We start from the raw sequence: 19,261 nt of genomic DNA, 5'->3' as shown, positions 1-19,261 counted from the left end.
CTACGACGGCACCCCGTTCAGACCAGAGAGGGCAACCCGTGTCACGTTCAGTCCTGATCACCGGCGGCAGCCGCGGCATCGGCCTGGCCATCGCGCGCAAGCTGGAGGCCGCCGGCGACCGTGTGGCCGTCACCTACCGCACCGGGGAGCCACCCCAGGGGCTCCTGGCGGTGACGTGCGACATCACCGACAGCGAGCAGGTCGACGCCGCCTTCGGGAAGGTCGAGGCGGAGCACGGCCCGGTGGAGGTGCTGGTCGCCAGTGCGGGCGTCACTCGGGACCAGTTGCTGATGCGCATGAGCGAGGACGACTTCGCCTCCGTCGTCGACACCAACCTCACCGGCGCCTTCCGGGTGGTCAAGCGCGCGACGCGGGGCATGCTGCGGGCCAAGAAGGGCCGGGTGGTGCTCATATCCTCGGCCGTGGCGCTGCGCGGCGAGAGCGGGCAGGCCAACTACGCCGCCTCCAAGGCCGGGTTGGTCGGCTTCGCCCGCTCCATGGCCCGGGAGCTGGGCTCGCGCGGGATCACCTTCAACGTGGTGGCGCCCGGTCTGACCGAGACGGCGATGAGCGAGCGGCTCACCGACGAGCAGCGGCAGACTCTCATCGAGCAGATCCCGCTGGGCCGGCTGGCCCGTCCCGAGGAGATCGCCGAGGCCGTCGCGTTCCTCTCCGGCGACGGCGCGGGCTACATCACCGGCGCGGTGATCCCCGTGGACGGCGGGGCGGGCATGGGGCACTGACTCCCCGGCGGCGGTCCGGGGTCGAGGCGGCGCGGCGGGCACAGGGCACGGGCACGCCGGTGCCGCGCGGCTCCCTGTCCCCCGGGGCCCGCGCCCGGCCGGGCCCGGTCACGCACGGCGTCGCCGCTCCCGCCTCCCGGTGTCTCGGCGTCCCGGCGTCCCGGCGTCCTGGCCGGGCCCCGTCACGCGGTACGAAGCGGGGCCTCCCAGACGACGGAGGTCCCGCCGCCGTCCTCGCCGAGACCGGGGCCGCAGTGGCAGGAACCGCCCAGCGACTCCGCCCGCCGCGCCAGATTGCGCAACCCGCTGCGCCGCCCGCCGGGCGGGATGCCGACCCCGTCGTCCGCCACGGTGAGCCGCACGCCGGGGCGGCCGCCGGGCAGGACGGCGGAGGCGTCGACGACGACCTCGACGCGGTGCGCCCGCGCGTGCCGGTAGGCGTTGGACAGCGCCTCGCGCAGCGCGGCGACCAGGTTCTTGCCGGTCGGTTCGGACACCGCCGAGTCCACCGGCCCGGTGAACCGGTGGGCCGGCGTGAAGCCGAGCGTGACGGCCGCCATGGCGATCTCCCGCAGCACCCGGGTGCGAAGTCCGGCCGGCGCCTCGGCCGGGCCCTGCTGGAGCGCGAAGACGGCGGTGCGGATCTCCTGGATGGTGGTGTCCAACTCGTCGACCGCCCGGCCGACACCGTCCTGGACGGCCGGCACGGCCGAGCTGCGCTGGGCGTTCTCCAGGGTCATCCCGGCGGTGAACAGCCGCTGGACGACCAGGTCGTGCAGGTCCCGGGCGATCCGGTCCCGGTCCTCCAGCACGGCCAGCCGCTCCCGGTCGCGCTGCGCCTCGGCCACCCGCAGCGCCACCGCGGCCTGGGAGGCGAACCGGGTGGCCAGGGTGCGCTCGGTCCCGGTGAACGGCCTTGCCCCGGGCACCCGCGGCACGGCCAGCGCGCCCAGCACCCGGTCGCCGCTGCGCAGCGGCAGCAGCAGGGCGGGGCCGAACCGGTCCACCGGGGTGCCGGCGGTCCGCGGGTCGCCCGCCGCGTCGGTGGTGATCACCGGCTCACCGGCGAGCACCGCCGCGACGGCCGGGCTGCGCTCGTCCGCGATCGCGCCCAGCAGGGAGTGCGGCCCGTCGCAGGAGACGGCGACGGCCTCCAGCCCACCGCCCTCGGCGGCCGGCAGCAGGACGATGCCGGCCGATGCTCCGGCCAGGGCGCGGACCTGCTCGGCGACCACCGAGAGCGCCTCGTCGGCGTCGCCGCCGGACAGCAGCGCCGTGGTCACGGCCACCGAGCCGTCGATCCATCGCTCCCGCTGGCGGGCGGCCTCGTACAGCCGGGCGTTGCCGATGGCCGTCCCGGCGCCGGCGGCGAGCACCTGCACGGTGTGCAGGTCGCCCTCGTCGAACCGGGCGCCGCCGCGCTTCTCGGTCAGGTAGAGGTTGCCGAAGACCTCGCCGTGGACGCGGATGGGCACCCCGAGGAAGCTGCGCATCGGCGGGTGCCCGGGGGGCAGGCCGGCGGCTCGCGGGTCGGTGGTCAGATCGGCCAGGCGCAACGGCTCGGGGTGGTGCAGGAGCGCACCGAGCAGCCCGGTGCGCCCGTCCGGGCGGCGGCCGATCTCCCGCTCGGTCTCCGCCGGTACGCCGTAGGTGACGAAGTCGGCCAGCCCGGTGCCGTCCGCGTCGACCACGCCGATCGCCGCGTACCGGGCACCGGTGAGCTGGGCCGCGGTCTGGCAGATCCGGTCCAGGGTGGCGTGCCGCTCCAGCCCGGTGCCGACCCAGCGCATCGCGTCCAGCAACTGCGGCACCCGGTCCGCCGGCCCTGAACCCCGGCTGCCCCCGCCGGGAGCGGCGGGGTCGCGGTCGTACCGGGTGCGGCGGGGGTGCTCCGGCTCGGGTGCGGCCATGACCCCGAGCGTAGTGAGCACGGGGACGCCGCGCTCGTCCTCCGCGGCCGTCCTCCGCGGCCGGAGATCGCGTCCGGAGACCGCGTCCGGAGAATGCGGCCCGCGGTGGTGCCGCCCCTCCATGGCCGCCCACAGCCATGGCGGCCCCGCGCCGCTGAGGGTGCGGTGTACGCCGGGCCGTGGGCGCCGGCGCGTGCACCGGGCCTTGAGAGGATCCAGTGCCCGTGCTGCGGTCTACACGGTCCCGACGCGGTGGTCCTCCCGTTCGGCACGTGCGGCATACCCGGGCGCCGGGGTCCGCGTCGGGGTGGCGGCGGGCAGCCGGTCGGTGGCGTGCTCCCGGGCCAGCATGCGGCGCAGGGGGCCTTCGGTGGCGGCGAGCTGCGCGTAGGGGCCGCGTTGCACGATCCGGCCGGCGTCCAGCACCACCACCTCGTCCACCGCCTCCAGCCCGTGCAGCCGGTGAGTGATGAGCACCGTCGCCCGGCCCCGGGTGGCGCGCAGCAGGTCGTCGGTGAGCGCGTCGGCGGTGGCGAGGTCGAGGTGCTCGGCGGGCTCGTCCAGCACCAGGACGGGGAAGTCGGCCAGCAGGGCGCGGGCCAGCGCCAGGCGTTGGCGCTGGCCGCCGGAGAGTCGGGCGCCGTGCTCGCCGACCAGGGTGTCCAGTCCGTCCGGCAGGCTGTCGGCCCAGGACAGCAGGCGGGCCCGGGCGAGCGCGTCGCGCAGTTCGTCGTCGCTCGCGTCCGGCCGGGCCAGCTTCACGTTCTCCCGGATGGAGCTGTCGAAGAGGTGGGCGTCCTGCGCGCAGAGCCCGACCAGGCGGCGGACGGCGTCCCCGTCGAGTCCGGCGGCGTCCGTGGAGCCGATCCGGTAGGCGCCCTCGTGGGGGTCGAGGAACCGCAGCAGCACCTGGGTGAGCGTGGTCTTGCCGGAGCCTGAAGGGCCGACGACCGCGATCCGGCGTCCGGCGTCCAGCCGCAGCTCCACGTCGGTGAGGGCGTCGCGGTGGGCGCCGGGGTGGCGGGCGGAGACCCCGGCCAGCTCCAGGGGGAACGGACTCGCCGGCGCGGAGGCCGCCCGCTCGGGCTCCCGTACGGGCAGGGGCGCGTCGATCACCTCGTACACCCGCTCGGCGCTGCGCCGGACGCGCTGGCGGTACTGGACGGCCAGGGGCAGTCCGGTGACCGCCTCGAACGCGGCGAGCGGCGTGAGGACGACGACGGCGAGGGCGACGCCGCTGAGACGTCCGTCATGGACGGCCGCCACTCCGGCCAGTGCCGCGGCCGCCACGGTGACCCCGGTGACCAGGGCGGACAGGCCCGCGCCGAGCGCGCCGGCGGCGGCCTGCCGGGCGGCGATCCGAGTGAGGTCGCCGTCGGCCGCGCGGGCCCGGTCCATCCGGCCGCGCAGGGCGCCGGCCACGGTGAGTTCGGCGCAGCCGCGCAGCAGGTCCACGACCCGGCCGGCGAGCACCCCGCGGGCGGGGGCGAGCCTGGCCTCGGCGCGGCGGGCGACCGCGCCGGACAGCAGCGGTACGGCCACCCCGGCGAGGAGCAGTCCGGCGGCGAGCGCGGCGCCGGCCGCCGGGACCAGCCAGGCGGTGAAGGCGACCGCGGCGGTGGAGACGGCCACGGCGGTGCCGGCCGGCAGCAGCCAGCGCAGCCAGTAGTCCTGGAGCGCGTCCACGTCGTCGACCAGCCGGGTCAGCAGGTCGCCGCGGCCCCGGCCGCGCAGCCCGGCCGGGGCGATCCGCTCCAGTCGGCGGTAGACGCCCACGCGCATCTCGGCCAGCAGCCGCAGCACCGCGTCGTGCGACATGAGCCGCTCGGCGTACCGGAAGACGGCCCGGCCGATGCCGAAGGCGCGGGTGGCGGTGACGGCGACCATCAGATAGAGGACGGGCGGCTGCTCGGAGGCGCGTGAGATGAGCCAGCCGGAGACGCCCATTAGGCCGACCGCGCAGCCCAGGGCGAGGCTGCCGAGCAGCAGCGCGAGCAGCAGCCGGCCGCGCAGGCGTCCGGCCGTGCTCCGGACGCGGGCGAGCGGGTCGGCCGTGCCGCCCCGGGCCCCGGCCGCCGGCTCCGCGCCATTGTCGGGCAGGTCCCCGGCGTCCAGGGCGCCGGTGCCCGTGGGGCCGGTTCGGGCGCCGGTGTCCGTAGGGCCGGTTCGGGCGCCCGTCGGGGAGCCCACCCCGCCGACCAGTCCGAACGCCTCGGTGAAGGTGTCGTCCAGCGGGCTGTCGGCCGGCCGCCCGGTGGCAGCGGAGCCGGTGACCGCCGCCGTGGTGGTGGGCGCGTCCAGGGTGACCACCCGGTCGGCGACCGCGAGCAGCGCCGGACGGTGGACGACCAGCAGCACGGTCCGGTCGGCGGCGAGCCGGCGCACCGCCGCCACCACGGCCTCCTCGGTCCGGCCGTCCAGGGCGGCGGTAGGCTCGTCGAGCAGCAGCACCGGCCGGTCGGCGAGGAACGCCCGGGCCAGCGCGAGCCGCTGGCGCTGGCCGGCGGAGAGCCCGGCGCCGTCCTCGCCGAGGACCGTCTGGGCCCCGTCCGGCAGGGCGGTGACGAAGTCCTCGGCGTCCGCGTCCCGCAGGGCCGCCGCCACCGCCGCGTCATCGGCGTCGGGCCGCGCCAGTCGTACGTTGTCGGCGATGGTTCCGGCGAACAGGTAGGGCCGCTGCGGCACCCAGGCGATCCGGGCCCGCCACTGGTCCAGGTCGAGTGCGGCCAGATCGGTGCCGCCGATCCGGATGCCGCTGGCGCCGTCCGGTCGCGGCTCGGGGGTCACGAAGCCGAGCACCGCGTCCATCAGGGTCGACTTGCCGGCGCCGCTGGGCCCGACCAGGGCCAGCGTCTCCCCCGGCTCCACCACCAGCGAGGTCTCGCGTAGCGAGGGCTCGGTGCGCCCGGGGTGCCGCACGCTCACCCGGTCCAGGACGATCCGAGGAGCGTCCGGCACCGCGGCCGCCGCCTGGGCCCCCGCGGCCTCGCGGCCGGCCGGAGTCTCCAGGACGGCGAAGATCTCCTCCGCGGCGGCCAGGCCCTCGGCGGCCGCGTGGTACTGGGTGCCGACCTGCCGCAGCGGAAGGTATGCCTCAGGGGCCAGGATGAGGATGACCAGGCCGGTGTAGAGGTCCAGGTCACCGTGGACCAGGCGCATGCCGACGCCGACCGCGACCAGGGCGACCGAGAGCGTGGAGAGCAGTTCCAGCGCGAACGAGGACAGGAAGGCGATCCGCAGGGTGCGGAGGGTGGCCTGCCGGTATTCGGAGGTGATGGTGCGGATCGCCTCGGCCTGCGCCTTGGCGCGGCCGAAGACCTTCAGCGTGGGCAGGCCGGCGACCACGTCGAGGAAGTGGCCGGAGAGCCGGGACAGCAGCTTCCACTGGCGATCCATCCGGCTCTGGGTGGCCCATCCGATCAGGATCATGAAGATCGGGATCAGCGGCAGGGTGCCCACGATGATCGCGGCGGAGACCCAGTCCTCGGTGACGATCCGGGCCAGCACCGCCACCGGGACGACGAGGGCCAGCCCCAGTTGGGGCAGGTAGCGGGAGAAGTAGTCGTCCAGCGCGTCCACGCCCCGCAGGGCGAGCGCCACCAGGGAGCCGGCCCGCTGACCGCTGAGCCAGCCCGGGCCGAGCACGGTCGCCCGCTCCAGCAGCTTTCCGCGCAGTTCGGACTTCACGGCCGCGCTCGCCCGGTGAGCGGCCAGCTCGGTGAGCCAGGACACCAGGGCGCGGCCGGCGGCAGTGGCCGCCAGGAGCACCAGCGGAGTGGCCAGGCCCCCGGTACCGAGGTCTTGCTGGAAGGCGCCGACCACCACCTCGGCGATGAGCATCGCCTGGGCGATGACCAGCAGAGCGCCGACGCCGCCGAGTGCCACCACGGCCGCCAGGAAGAGGCGGGTGGCCCGGGCGTAGCGGAGCAGTCGCGGGTCGATCGGTTTCACGTGAAACATCCCCTGCCGGTGGGCGGTGGTGGGAGTCGGTGGCGGTCAGTGCCGGGGACGGGGCGGAGCCGACCGGAATGTTTCACGTGAAACACCGCGCACGATGTCACCTGGAACATTGAGCGGTCATGTTTCACGTGAAACATCTCCGGCGCACCGGTTCGTCTCCTGGTCCGTCTCTAGTGCGCGGCGTCCGCGATGTGCTGGGTGCCGATCCGCTTGCGGAACACCCAGTACGTCCAGCCCTGGTAGAGCATCACCAGCGGTGTGGCGATGGCCGCGCACCAGGTCATGATCTTCAGCGTGTAGGGGCTGGAGGCGGAGTTGGCGACAGTGAGACTCCACTCCGGGTCGAGCGAGGAGGGCATGACGTTCGGGAACAGCGTCAGGAAGAGCATCGCCACGGCGGCGGCGATGGTGACGCCGGAGAACGCGAACGCCCAGCCCTCACGTCCCGCCTTGACCGCCACCAGCGCGGCGAGCAGGCAGACCACCGCGATCACCATGGCGATCAGGCTGCTCGCGTCGCCCCGCGAAAGCTGGGTCCAGCCGAGGAAGCCGAGTGCCAGCACGGCGGTGACGAGCCCCAGGGCGAGGGCCAGCCTGCGGGCACGCAACCGGATGTCGCCGACCGTCTTCAGGGCGGTGAACACCGCCCCGTGGAAGGTGAACAGGGTCAGCGTCACCAGTCCGCCGAGCAGGGCGTAGGGGTTGAGCAGGTCGAACAGGGTGCCGACGTACTCCTTCTCGGCGTCGATCGCGACCCCTCGCACGATGTTGCCGAAGGCGACGCCCCAGAGGAATGCGGGGATCAGCGAGGTCCAGAAGATGGCCTGCTCCCAGTTGCGCTGCCAGTTCTCTTCCGGGCGCTTGGCCCGGTACTCGAAGGCGACGCCGCGCACGATCAGGCAGAGCAGGATGAGAAGCAGGGGCAGATAGAAGCCGGAGAAGAGGGTGGCGTACCAGTCCGGGAAGGCGGCGAAGGTCGCGCCGCCGGCGGTCAGCAGCCATACCTCGTTGCCGTCCCAGACGGGTCCGATGGTGTTGATCAGTACGCGCTTCTCGACCCGGTCTCGGGCGAGGAGCTTGGTCAGGACGCCGACCCCGAAGTCGAACCCCTCCAGGAAGAAGTAGCCGGTCCACAGGACGGCGATGGCGACGAACCATATGTCGTGAAGTTCCATGGCGCTTCCAGTCCTCGGTCTCAGTAGGAGAAGGCCATCGGCCGGTCGGCGGCGTCCGGGTTCTTCGCGTCCCGGTCATGGCCGCCGATCCTGGTGGGCGGGTTGAGGTCACTCTCGGTCAGTTCGGGCGGGCCCGCCTTGATGTACTTGACCAGCAGCTTCACCTCGATCACGGCGAGGATCGCGTAGAGCGTGGTGAAGGCGATCATCGAGATGAGCACCTCGGTCTGGGAGACGCCGGGGGAGACCGCGGAGCGGGTCTGGAGCACGCCGTAGACCACCCAGGGCTGGCGGCCCATCTCGGTGAAGATCCAGCCCCAGGAGTTGGCGATCAGCGGGAAGGCCAGGGTCCACAGCGCCGCCAGCCAGTACAGCCTGGTCAGCTTGGGGTTCAGCGGCGTGCGGAACAGCACCAGGTGGGGCACCTCGTCCTCGGCGGTGCGCAGCCGTTCGGGGAGCAGGAACCGCCTGCGGGTCAGCCAGAGTCCGAGCAGGCCGAGAGCGAAGGAGGCCATGCCGAAGCCGATCATCCAACGGAAGCCCCAGTAGGCCACCGGGATGTTGGGCCGGTAGTCGCCGGGACCGTACTTCTCCTGGAGCGCCTTGTTGGTGTCGTTGATCCCGGGCACGTGCGACTCGAAGTCGCTGTGGGCCAGGAAGGAGAGCAGGCCGGGGATCTCGATGGCGACCTTGTTGTGGCCCTTGTCGACGTCGCCGTAGGCGAAGACGGAGAAGGGCGCGGGGCTCTCGCCCTCCCACAGTGCCTCGGCGGCGGCCATCTTCATCGGCTGCTGCTGGTACATGACCTTGCCGAGGGTGTCGCCGCTGATCGCGGTGAGCATGCCGGCGATCACCATGGTGACCAGGCCGAGCCGGAGCGAGGAGCGCATGACCGGCACGTGCTTCCTGCGGGCCAGGTGGAAGGCGGCGATGCCGACCATGAACGCGCCGCCGGTGAGGAAGGCCGCGGACATGGTGTGGAAGACCTGGGTGAGCGTGGTGTTCTGGGTGAGCACCGCCCAGAAGTCGGTCAGCTCGGCGCGGCCGTTGGCCTTGTTGATCCGGTAGCCGACCGGGTGCTGCATCCAGGAGTTCGCCGCGAGGATGAAGTAGGCGGAGAGGATGGTGCCGATCGACACCATCCATATGCAGGCGAGGTGGATCCTCTTCGGCAGCTTGTCCCAGCCGAAGATCCACAAGCCGATGAAGGTCGACTCGCAGAAGAAGGCGATCAGGGCCTCGAAGGCCAGCGGGGCGCCGAAGACGTCCCCGACGAAGCGCGAGTAGTCGGACCAGTTCATGCCGAACTGGAACTCCTGGACGATGCCGGTGACGACACCCATCGCGATGTTGATGAGGAAGAGCTTCCCCCAGAACTTGGTGGCCCTGAGGTACTTCTCCTTCTCCGTGCGCACCCAGGCGGTTTGCAGCCCGGCGGTCAGTGCGGCGAGAGAGATGGTCAGGGGTACGAACAGGAAGTGGTAGACGGTCGTGATGCCGAACTGCCACCGCGCCAGCGTCTCTGGCGCCAGAGCCAGGTTCACGTAGCTGCTCCTTACGGCCTACGTCCTACGGTCCGGACGTCCTTGCTTCGCCTGGTCCAATCCGGTTGATCATGGGAGGAACCTGGCTCGCTTGTGAATGAGTTCACAATCACAAGCTATTATGACTCAAACGAAATCCGTACCGGAACCCGGGGGTGCCCTTCCCTAGAACTTCAACATCTTGTTGAATTCGGCGATGCAGATCCGTATCTCCTGGCCCTCCGGCCAGCTCACCGCGACCCTGGACGACACGCCTGGCGCCAAGGCGCTGGCCGCCGCGCTGCCCATCGCCTCCACCGCGCACACATGGGGCGAGGAGGTGTACTTCGACACCCCGCTCTCGCTGCCGCTGGAGGCGGACGCCCGGCAGGTGGTCGAGCCCGGAACCGTCGCCTTCTGGACCGAGGGCGACGCCCTGGCCCTCCCCTACGGGCCCACCCCGATATCACGCGGCGACGAGTGCCGCCTGGCGAGCCCATGCAACCTCCTCGGCCGCATCGACGGCGACCCCCGCGTCCTCGCCACCGTCCGTCCCGGCGACCCCGTCCGCGTCGAGCCGCTCCGGCCCTGACCTCCTGGCCGGCCGCCGCCACCCCGGGAGACGCCGACACTCCCGAACGGTCCGGCCGGCCCCCGGTCCGGCACGCGGGCCGCACCCCGGGCACCGTCAGTACCGGCGGTCAGGTTCGTGACGTGACCGAGCCTCCCCACCTCATCGCGGTCCGGGACTCGTACGACACCGTCGCCGCGGACTACGCCGCCCTCGTCAGGCATCCGTCCGAGGACCCCGCCTCACGCGCGATGCTGGGCGCGTTCGCCGAGCTGGTGCGGGCCTCCGGCCTGGGGCCGGTCGCGGACGTGGGGTGCGGCCCCGGCAAGCTGACGGCCCACCTGGCCGGCCTCGGGGTGAGTGTGGTCCGGAGTCGACCTCTCGCCCAGGATGGTCGAACTGGCCCGCGGCGCCTTCCCGGACCTGCCGTTCTCCGTCGGCACCATGACCGCGCTGGACGTCGAGGACGGCGGTCTCGGCGGGATCCTGGCGTACTACTCCACCCACCACACGCCTCCGGAGCTGCTGCCGGCGGTGTTCGCCGAGTTCCGTCGGGCCCTGGCACCCGGGGGCCGGCTGCTGCTGGCCGGTCATGTGGGCACGGGGGAGCGCCGGCGTCCGGAGCGGGTCTACGGCCACCCGGTGTCGTACGACTCCTACCGGCTCCCGCCGGACCGGCTCGCGAGGGTGCTCGCCGAGTCCGGGCTCGTCGTCGACTCCCTGCTGGTGCAGGACCGCGACGAGGACCGTGTCTGGAGATCCGCCGGCCTCATGCCCCGCAAGCCGCCCTGATCCGCTCGCCCCGCGGGCCCGGGCGGAACGGCCTGATCCGCTCACCCGGGGCCCGGGCGAGCCGGCCTGATCCCTTCCATCCCGGGGGCCCGCCGAGCGGCGGGCCCCGGGTCCGGACCGCTCAGTAGTGCTCCTTGCGGAAGGTCTCCGTCGTCCGCAGGAAGATGTCGTTGCCCTCGGTCTCACCGATGGTGACCCGCACGCCCTCGCCGGGGAACGGCCGCACCACGACGCCGGCCTGCTCGCAGGCCGCCGCGAAGTCCACCGTGCGCTCCCCCAGCCTCAGCCAGACGAAGTTGGCGTGCGTCTCCGGGACCGTCCAGCCCTGCTCCACCAGCCCGTCGTACACCCGGGTGCGCTCGCACACCAGCGACCCCACCCGCCCCAGCAGTTCGTCCTCGGCGCGCAGCGAGGCGACCGCCGCGTCCTGGGCGACCTGGCTGACGCCGAAGGGGACCGCGGTCTTGCGCAGCGCTGCGGCCACCGGCTCGTGGGCGACGGCGAACCCGACCCGCAGCCCGGCCAGCCCGTACGCCTTGGAGAAGGTGCGCAGCACTGCGACGTTCGGGCGCTCGCGGTAGATCGCGAGGCCGTCCGGGACCTCCGGATCGCGGATGAACTCCTTGTACGCCTCGTCCAGCACCACCAGCACGTCGGACGGCACCCGGTCGAGGAATCGTTCCAGCTCGGCGCGGCGGACGACGGTGCCGGTGGGGTTGTTGGGGTTGCAGACGAAGATCAGGCGCGTCCGGTCGGTGATCGCGTCGGCCATCGCGTCCAGGTCGTGCACATCGCCGTCGGTGAGCGGGACCTGCACCGAGGTCGCGCCGCTGACCTGAGTGATGATCGGGTACGCCTCGAAGGACCGCCAGGCGTAGATCACCTCGTCGCCCGGGCCCGCGGTGGCCTGGACGAGCTGTTGGGCCACGCCCACCGAGCCGGTGCCGGTGGCGATGTGGGCGGTGGGCACGCCGAACCGCTCGGCGAGCTCCTCCACCAGCGCCCCGCAGGCCATGTCCGGGTAGCGGTTGAACGAGGCCGCGGCGGCCAGCGCGGACTCCATCACGCCGGGCAGCGGCGGGTAGGGGTTCTCGTTGGAGGACAGCTTGTACGCCACCGGGCCCCCGGTCGCCGCGGGCCGGCCCGGCCGGTAGGTGGGGATCGACTCCAGCACCGCGCGCAGCCTCGGCCCGGTCCCGCTGGTCCCGTTCGTCTCGCTCACTGTGGTCCTCCTCGACCGAACTCGCCGCCAATGCTGCTCACCCTATGAGGATTCGCCCCCGCTGCGAATGGCCGGCCGGAAGGAAACCGGCGGCGTCCGGACCGCCGCGGCGGGTCACCCCGGTCCCGGCCGGCGGCGACCGGGGCCACCGGACGCGGACGGCAGTCCGGGGCCGGTCGCCTCCCGGGGGCGTACGCGAACATGGCGCGCGCCCCTAGCTCACGCCGTGGCGCGCGTCCCCCGTAGAGGTGAGTTGCGACCCCGCCCCACCCGTGTGCCCTCGGCGGGCGCACCCACGGCCACGACCATCGAAGTCCCCTTCGTACGGGCAACTGTCGCTTATTCCAAGGCATTTACCGCTCATCGCCATGCAGATACGTTTCTGTCGACGAGGGCATATGCGCCGGGGACGAGCAGCCGCCATCGCCCTACTATCTGCTCGCCATGACAGCAGCAGGGAAGCACCAGGTGACCCGGACACAGTCCCGGGGGACCCGGCAGGGGCGAGCGGGCATCCGGGACGTGGCCGCCGCGGCCGGGGTCTCCATCACGACCGTCTCCGACGCGCTCAACGGCAAGGGCCGGCTCCCGGACGCCACCCGCCGCCATGTCCGCGAGGTCGCCGACCGGCTGGGCTACCGCCCCTCGGCCGCGGCCCGCACCCTCCGTACCGGCAAGTCCGGCCTCATCGGCCTGACCGTGACGACGTACGGGGATGAACCTTTCACCTTCACGGAGTTCGCCTACTTCGCCGAGATGGCCCGGGCCGCGACCTCGGCGGCGCTGGCCCGCGGCTACGCGCTGGTGATCCTGCCGGCCACCTCACGGCACGACGTGTGGTCCAACGTCGCGCTCGACGGCACCGTCGTCGTGGATCCCTCCGACCACGACCCGGTCGTCGCCGAGCTGGTCCGCCAGGGCCTGCCGGTGGTGTCCGACGGCCGCCCGGCCGGCACCCTGCCGGTGACCGCCTGGGTCGACAACGACCACGAGGCCGCCGTCCTGGAGCTGCTGGACCACCTCGCCACCGCCGGGGCCCGCCGGATCGGACTGCTCACCGGCACCAGCACCGACACCTACACCCGGCTCTCCACCACCGCCTACCTCGACTGGTGCGCGCGGGTCGGTCAGGAACCGGTCTACGAGGCGTACCCGGCCCACGACCCGTGTGCCGGCGCGGTGGCGGCCGACCGGCTCCTCGCCCGCCCGGACCGGCCGGACGCCGTGTACGGCCTGTTCGACCCGAACGGCACCGACCTGCTAGCGGCCGCGCGCCGCTACGGGCTGCGCGTCCCCGAGGACCTGCTCCTGGTGTGCTGCAGCGAGTCCCCGGTCTACGCCGCGACCGAGCCGCCGGTCACCACGCTCTCGCTCAAGCCGCGACGGATCGGCACGGCGGTCGTCCAGTTGCTCATCGACGCGATCGAGGGAGCCGGTCCGGAACGCCCGATCGAGCAGGTGATACCGACCGAGCTGATCGTGCGGACCTCCTCACAGCGCCGACCGCCGCGCACGACGGTCAGCCCGCCCCGCTCCCCCGCCGCGGAGTGAACCGCACGCCCCCGACCAGCGCGCCCGGCCGCGGGCCCGACCCACGCGGCCGCCGCGCGACACCGAGCGTCCAGACCAGGGCATCTGCGGTGAAAACGGCCGACGGTGACGCTCCGCGCGCGGATTCACCACCCCTGGTGCGTCACAGACGGCGAGGCTCATTCCTATGATGGGCGGACGACACCGCGGACCGCCTCGACCAGGCCGGTCCGCCGGGTGCAGGGCGTGGCGACGGTGGTGGAGGGGTCGATGACTCAGGGGGCCGGTCAGGGACCCGTGGTGCGGACGGCGACGTTGCGCGACTTCCGTGTACCTCCGTACGCCCAGGTGCCCGTGCAGGCGCACCCGGGCAACGCCTTCCCCGAGGGCGACGCGCCCGACGGGTACACCCCCACCGAACGCGACCTGCCGGTGATCAACCGGGGCGACACCGTGCAGGTGGCCGTCGAGCCCGAGCCGACCCCCGAGCCCTCGCCGCAGGGCGGCCTGGGACCGCTGTACGTCGTCGGCGACGTGCACGGCTATCTGGACGAGCTGCTGGCCGCGCTGCGGGAGCAGGGCCTCGTCGACGCCGACGGCAACTGGTCCGCGGGCAACGCCCGGCTGTGGTTCCTCGGCGACTTCACCGACCGCGGTCCCGACGGCATCGGCGTGATCGACCTGGTCATGCGGCTCTCCGCCGAGGCGGCCGCCGCCGGCGGCTACTGCAAGGCGCTCATGGGCAACCACGAGCTGCTGCTGCTGGGGGCCAAACGGTTCGGCGACACCCCGGTCAACTCCGGTGCCGGCACGGCCACCTTCCAGGCCGCCTGGCTGCTCAACGGCGGCCAGAAGAGCGACATGGACCGGCTCCAGGACGTGCATGTGCAGTGGATGTCCCGGCTGGACGCGGTGGTGGAGGAGGACGACCACCTGCTGGTGCACTCCGACACCACGGCCTACCTGGACTACGGCGACACCATCGAGGACGTCAACGACACCGTCCACTCCATCCTCACCCGCAACGACGCCGACGAGTGCTGGGAGCTGTTCCGCAAGCTCACCAAGCGGTTCGCCTTCCGCGACCAGGGCGGCTCGACGGCAGCGCAGGACCTGATGGCCGCCTATGGCGGGCACCGCGTGGTGCACGGCCACAGCCCCATCCCCTACCTGCTGGGCGAGGTGGGGTCCGAGGACGACGACGAGGCGTCCCGGCCGGTCGTCGAGGGGCCGCACGTGTACGCCGACGGTCTGGCCATCGCCATGGACGGCGGCGTCACCATGGCCGGGAAGCTGCTGGTCGTCCGGCTCCCGCTGCGCGACTGAGAGCGACTGGACCCAGCGATTTCGGCTAATCCTCTGTCACCCCCGCCCGCTGCCGCTCTACCATCGGTACTTCCGTAGCAGGCTCTCCTCCGTTTCTGCCCGACTGCCCGGTCCGTTCGGGCACGCAGGCCCTACGGAGCATCGGGGGATGGATGCACATGAGCAAGGCTCCGCGTCTGCCCGCCGAGGACCGCGTCGAGTTCGACCGCCTCCTCGACGAGACACTGCGCACCGCGCAGGAACGCCCGGACCTGTCCGAGGTCGGGCAGCGGCTCAACTCCGAGCAACTGCGCACCATGGCCATGGACGCGACCGCGCTGATCTGCTCGGCCGCCGCCTCCGAGTACGAGCACTACGTCCGGGTGCGCGAGGAGGCGCGCGCCCCGACCGGGCTGGCCGCGATCAGCTCCGTCCTCCAGCCCGGCGCCGACGGCGAGGCCGGACCCGGAGCGGGGCTCGGGGTGATGGTCACCGTGCTCGCCCCGGTGCTGGCCGGGACGGCGGCGGTCATCTTCCTGCTCACCGGGTCGGTGCTGAAGCTGTTCGACGCGGTGCCGGCGTTCGCCCAGTCCCTGGTCACCGCGGGCTGGTTCTTCGCCGCGGTGATGGCCGCCGGCATCCTGGCCGCGGCCGTGGCTCTGCTGATCACCGCGGTGCGCAACGGCTCCACCCAGGTCCCGGCCCAGGAGCCGGGGGGTGAGCTGCCCGAGGAGGTTGCCAGGGCCCGGGAGGCGTGGCTGCACGCGCTGCGGGAACGCGGGCTGCTCCCCTTCCTGCGCCATGCGCTGGCCGGCCCGAGCGCCGACCCGGTCCCGGGCCCGACACCACGCCCGGTGGGCCGTATCCCCAAGGTCGGCTACAGCGGGCCGGAGTTCGCCTCCCCCCGCGAAGGCGCCTCCGAGTCCCGTCCGGCCTTCAGCAGTCCCGACTTCACCAGCCCCGACTTCGGCGGCCCGGAGCACCAGCCGGACTGAGCGGCAGCCCGGCCCGCCCCGGCCCGACCGCACAGCGCGCCGCCGGCGGATGTTTCACGTGAAACATCCGCCGGCGGCGCGGTGGCGTCAGTCGGCCATCGGCAGGTAGACGCGGTTGCCGCTCGCGGCGAACTCGGCGGACTTCTCCGCCATGCCGGCCTCGATGTCGGACTGCCCGAGGTCACCGCCGTGTTCCCGTCGGATGTCCTGGGAGATCTTCATCGAGCAGAACTTCGGCCCGCACATGGAGCAGAAGTGCGCGGTCTTCGCCGGCTCGGCGGGGAGCGTCTCGTCGTGGAACTCCCGTGCGGTGTCGGGGTCGAGCGCCAGGTTGAACTGGTCCTCCCAGCGGAACTCGAAGCGGGCGTCGGACAGGGCGTCGTCCCACTCCTGGGCGCCGGGGTGCCCCTTGGCCAGGTCGGCGGCGTGCGCGGCGATCTTGTAGGTGATCACGCCGGTCTTCACGTCGTCCCGGTTGGGCAGGCCCAGGTGCTCCTTGGGCGTGACGTAGCAGAGCATCGCCGTGCCCCACCAGGCGATCATCGCCGCGCCGATGCCCGAGGTGATGTGGTCGTACGCCGGGGCGACGTCGGTGGTGAGCGGGCCCAGGGTGTAGAACGGGGCCTCCTCGCAGATCTCCTGCTGGAGGTCGATGTTCTCCTTGATCTTGTGCATCGGGACGTGGCCCGGGCCCTCGATCATGGTCTGGACGTTGTGCCGCTTGGCGATGGTGTTCAGCTCACCGAGCGTGCGCAGCTCGGCGAACTGGGCGTCGTCGTTGGCGTCCGCGATCGAACCGGGGCGCAGCCCGTCGCCGAGGGAGTAGGTGACGTCGTAGGCGGCGAGGATCTCGCAGAGCTCCTCGAAGTTCTCGTAGAGAAACGACTCCTTGTGGTGCGCCAGACACCAGGCCGCCATGATCGAGCCGCCGCGGGAGACGATGCCGGTCTTGCGCCGGGCGGTCAGCGGGACGTACCGCAGCAGGACGCCGGCGTGGACCGTCATGTAGTCGACGCCCTGTTCGGCCTGCTCGATGACGGTGTCCTTGTAGATCTCCCAGGTCAGCTCCTCGGCCCGGCCGTCGACCTTCTCCAGTGCCTGGTAGAGCGGCACGGTGCCGATCGGCACGGGCGAGTTGCGCAGCACCCACTCGCGGGTGGTGTGGATGTTGCGGCCGGTGGAGAGGTCCATGACGGTGTCGGCGCCCCAGCGGGTGGCCCAGGTCATCTTCTCCACCTCCTCCTCGATGGAGGAGGTCACCGCGGAGTTGCCGATGTTGGCGTTGACCTTCACCAGGAACCGCTTGCCGATGATCATCGGCTCGATCTCCGGGTGGTTGACGTTGGCCGGGAGCACCGCGCGGCCGGCGGCGATCTCCTCGCGCACCACCTCGGGGGAGACGTTCTCGCGCAGGGCGACGTACTCCATCTCCGGCGTCACCTCGCCGCGGCGGGCGTAGGCGAGCTGGGTGACGGCCTGCCCGTCCCGGCCCCGGCGCGGCTGGCGCGGGCGGCCGGGGAAGACCGCGTCGAGGTTGCGCAGTCCGCCGCGCGGCGAGGTGTGCTTGATGCCGTCGTCCTCCGGGCGGACCGGGCGGCCCGCGTACTCCTCGGTGTCGCCGCGGGCGATGATCCAGTTCTCCCGCAGCGGCGCCAGTCCGCGGCGGACGTCGGTATCGACGTTCGGGTCGGTGTACGGCCCTGACGTGTCGTACAGCGTCACGTCCTTGCCGTTGGTGAGGTGCACCTTGCGGACCGGCACCCGGAGGTCGGGGCGGGAGCCCTCGACGTATCCCTTGTGCCAGCCGATGGACTTCCCGGCCTCGTCGTTCTGCTCGGAGGCAGGCGTGCGTGCGTCCTGAACGGTCATGGTGACCTACTCCCTACGCCGGCATTACCCGGTAACAGGTTCGGCGGTCGACGCAGCGGCCTCCGTACGTCTCGTACGGATGTCAGCGCCCTCTCAGCCCGGTGCTCCGAGCTCCCGCGTGTGCGAATGCGCCCACCACGCTAGCGCCCTCCCGGCCGCGCTGAACAGAGGGCCCCGTCGTTCTTGCGATGATCGTGCGGTGACTTCCTCACAACGGCACCCCGATCCCGACGGACACGACGGCGGACGCGACGGCGGACACGGCGATGGACGCGACGGCGGACAGGGCGGGCACGGCCCGGTCGGACACGGGCACGGGCACGCGCACAGCCATGCGCACGGTCCGGCCGCTCCGGTCTCCAAGCACCTGCGCAAGGTGATCGCCGCGGTCCTCATCCCGTTCGCCACCGCGGTGCTGGTGGGTCTGGCCGTGCTGTGGCCGAGCGGCGCCCCCGCGCACGAACGGACCGGTGTCGGCTTCGACCGGCAGACCGAGTCGGGCGAGGTGGTGCGGATCGAGAAGGTGGACTGCCGGGACGTCAACGCCGCGCAGGTGCCGCCGACCGGGGACACCACGACGCCCGAGGGCCGCGAGGCGGTCAACGCGCAGCAGGGGCAGTGCACCAAGGCGACCGTCGAGGTCACCAGCGGGAAGGAGAGCGGCCGCCGCTTCGTCGAAGTGGTCCAGCCCGACGCCTCCCGGCAACTGTCCGACGGTCAGGGCGTGGTGGTGGCGTACGCGCCGGACGCCCCGCGCGATCTGCAGTACTCGGTCACCGATGTGGACCGTACGGTGCCGATGGCGCTGCTGGCGGGGATCTTCGCGCTGGCGGTGGTGGCGGTCGGGCGGCTGCGGGGGGTGATGGCGCTCGTCGCCCTGACGGTGAGCTTCGCCGTGCTGACCCTGTTCATCCTGCCGGCGATCCTTCAGGGCTCCAACCCGCTGCTGGTGGCCGTGGTCGGGGCGAGCGCCATCATGCTGATCGCCCTGTACAGCTGCCACGGGCTGAACGCGCGTACCTCGGTGGCGGTGCTGGGGACACTGGTGTCCCTGCTGCTCATCGGGTTGCTGGGCTCGTTGTTCATCGGCTGGGCGGCGCTGAGCGGCAACACCGACGACAACACCGGGCTCATCCACGGCCTCTATCCGGACATCGACATGTCCGGTCTGCTGCTGGCCGGGGTCATCATCGGCTCGCTGGGTGTGCTGGACGACGTGACGGTGACCCAGACGTCCGCGGTGTGGGAGCTGAAGCAGGCCGACCCGCGCATGGGGCCGCGCGCCCTGTACCGGGCGGGCATCCGGATCGGGCGCGACCACATCGCCTCGGTGGTCAACACGCTGGTGCTGGCGTACGCGGGTGCGGCGCTGCCGCTGCTGCTGCTGTTCTCCATCGCGCAGAGCAGTGTGGGCACGGTGGCCAACAGCGAGCTGGTCGCGGAGGAGATCGTGCGGACGCTGGTCGGGTCGATCGGCCTGGTGGCCTCCGTCCCGGTGACCACGGCGCTGGCCGCGCTGGTGGTCTCCGCCGACCGTCCCTCCCCGGGCGCCCCCGCCCGGCCCGCCGGCCGCGGCCGGCGGCGCAGGACCTGAGCAGCCCGGCCGCGGCCGCCCCGGGCGACTGAGGCCGGTGCGGCGTGATGCTGTGTGGTGCGGCGGGCGTGG

Annotated in this window: 12 protein-coding genes and 1 pseudogene; 7 read left to right on the top strand and 6 right to left on the bottom strand. The window is 72.8% G+C overall.

Features of this window, described 5'->3' with window-relative positions:
• Positions 1-38 precede the first annotated feature (38 nt).
• Positions 39-743 carry a 3-oxoacyl-ACP reductase FabG gene (gene fabG / locus C6N75_RS03620; RefSeq protein ID WP_105867367.1) on the top strand — a complete coding sequence of 235 codons (705 nt, stop codon included), beginning with the start codon at positions 39-41 and terminating at the stop codon, positions 741-743.
• A 182-nt stretch (positions 744-925) separates the two neighbouring features.
• Here fabG and C6N75_RS03615 read toward each other — a convergent pair whose 3' ends face one another.
• From C6N75_RS03615 to C6N75_RS03600, 4 genes are all read right to left on the bottom strand, one after another.
• Positions 926-2,653 (bottom strand): sensor histidine kinase, encoded by a 1,728-nt coding sequence (locus C6N75_RS03615; RefSeq protein WP_105867366.1) that lies wholly within the window; start codon positions 2,651-2,653, stop codon positions 926-928.
• Positions 2,654-2,887: 234 nt separating this feature from the next.
• The gene (cydD, locus tag C6N75_RS03610; protein WP_181160321.1) at positions 2,888-6,613 is read right to left on the bottom strand and encodes a thiol reductant ABC exporter subunit CydD; all 3,726 of its coding nucleotides are present in this window, start codon (positions 6,611-6,613) and stop codon (positions 2,888-2,890) included.
• Positions 6,614-6,783: 170 nt separating this feature from the next.
• Positions 6,784-7,788 (bottom strand): cytochrome d ubiquinol oxidase subunit II, encoded by a 1,005-nt coding sequence (gene cydB, locus C6N75_RS03605; RefSeq protein WP_105867364.1) that lies wholly within the window; start codon positions 7,786-7,788, stop codon positions 6,784-6,786.
• A 20-nt stretch (positions 7,789-7,808) separates the two neighbouring features.
• Positions 7,809-9,332: a cytochrome ubiquinol oxidase subunit I gene (locus tag C6N75_RS03600; RefSeq protein WP_105867363.1), complete on the bottom strand. Its 1,524-nt coding sequence runs from the start codon at positions 9,330-9,332 to the stop codon at positions 7,809-7,811.
• Positions 9,333-9,528: 196 nt separating this feature from the next.
• Here C6N75_RS03600 and C6N75_RS03595 point away from each other — a divergent pair, with 196 nt between their 5' ends.
• Together C6N75_RS03595 and C6N75_RS03590 are read left to right on the top strand one after the other, a co-directional pair.
• On the top strand, positions 9,529-9,903 hold the full coding sequence (locus C6N75_RS03595) for a cyclophilin-like fold protein (RefSeq protein WP_105867362.1): 375 nt from the start codon (positions 9,529-9,531) through the stop codon (positions 9,901-9,903).
• A gap of 122 nt (positions 9,904-10,025) precedes the next feature.
• Positions 10,026-10,674, top strand: a pseudogene (locus tag C6N75_RS03590) (class I SAM-dependent DNA methyltransferase).
• 121 nt (positions 10,675-10,795) lie between these two features.
• On the opposite strand, the gene hisC reads toward C6N75_RS03590, so the two are convergent.
• Positions 10,796-11,896 (bottom strand): histidinol-phosphate transaminase, encoded by a 1,101-nt coding sequence (hisC, locus tag C6N75_RS03585; protein ID WP_105867361.1) that lies wholly within the window; start codon positions 11,894-11,896, stop codon positions 10,796-10,798.
• Positions 11,897-12,340: 444 nt separating this feature from the next.
• Here hisC and C6N75_RS03580 point away from each other — a divergent pair, with 444 nt between their 5' ends.
• The 3 genes from C6N75_RS03580 (at position 12,341) to C6N75_RS03570 (ending at position 15,726) form a co-directional block, all read left to right on the top strand.
• Positions 12,341-13,447, top strand: a complete 1,107-nt coding sequence (locus C6N75_RS03580) for a LacI family DNA-binding transcriptional regulator (protein WP_105867360.1) — start codon at positions 12,341-12,343, stop codon at positions 13,445-13,447.
• Positions 13,448-13,681: 234 nt separating this feature from the next.
• A complete protein-coding gene (locus C6N75_RS03575) occupies positions 13,682-14,752 on the top strand; it encodes a metallophosphoesterase (protein ID WP_258177209.1) in 1,071 nt (356 codons plus the stop codon).
• Between the two features lie 152 nt (positions 14,753-14,904).
• Positions 14,905-15,726, top strand: coding sequence for a hypothetical protein (locus tag C6N75_RS03570; protein WP_105867358.1), 822 nt, complete (start codon positions 14,905-14,907; stop codon positions 15,724-15,726).
• A gap of 87 nt (positions 15,727-15,813) precedes the next feature.
• Here the strand turns inward: C6N75_RS03570 and thiC are convergent, their stop codons facing one another.
• Positions 15,814-17,595, bottom strand: a complete 1,782-nt coding sequence (gene thiC / locus C6N75_RS03565) for a phosphomethylpyrimidine synthase ThiC (protein ID WP_105867357.1) — start codon at positions 17,593-17,595, stop codon at positions 15,814-15,816.
• 199 nt (positions 17,596-17,794) lie between these two features.
• On the opposite strand from thiC, the gene C6N75_RS03560 reads away from it, so the two are divergent.
• The gene (locus C6N75_RS03560; RefSeq protein ID WP_105867356.1) at positions 17,795-19,189 is read left to right on the top strand and encodes a YibE/F family protein; all 1,395 of its coding nucleotides are present in this window, start codon (positions 17,795-17,797) and stop codon (positions 19,187-19,189) included.
• Positions 19,190-19,261: the final 72 nt, after the last annotated feature.

Origin of the sequence: Streptomyces solincola, from assembly GCF_002982015.1 — a bacterium.
Classification (GTDB): Bacteria; Actinomycetota; Actinomycetes; order Streptomycetales; family Streptomycetaceae; genus Streptomyces; species Streptomyces solincola.
The sequence above is the reverse complement of the archived record's forward strand: the minus strand, read 5'-3'. Positions and strand labels throughout refer to the sequence as shown.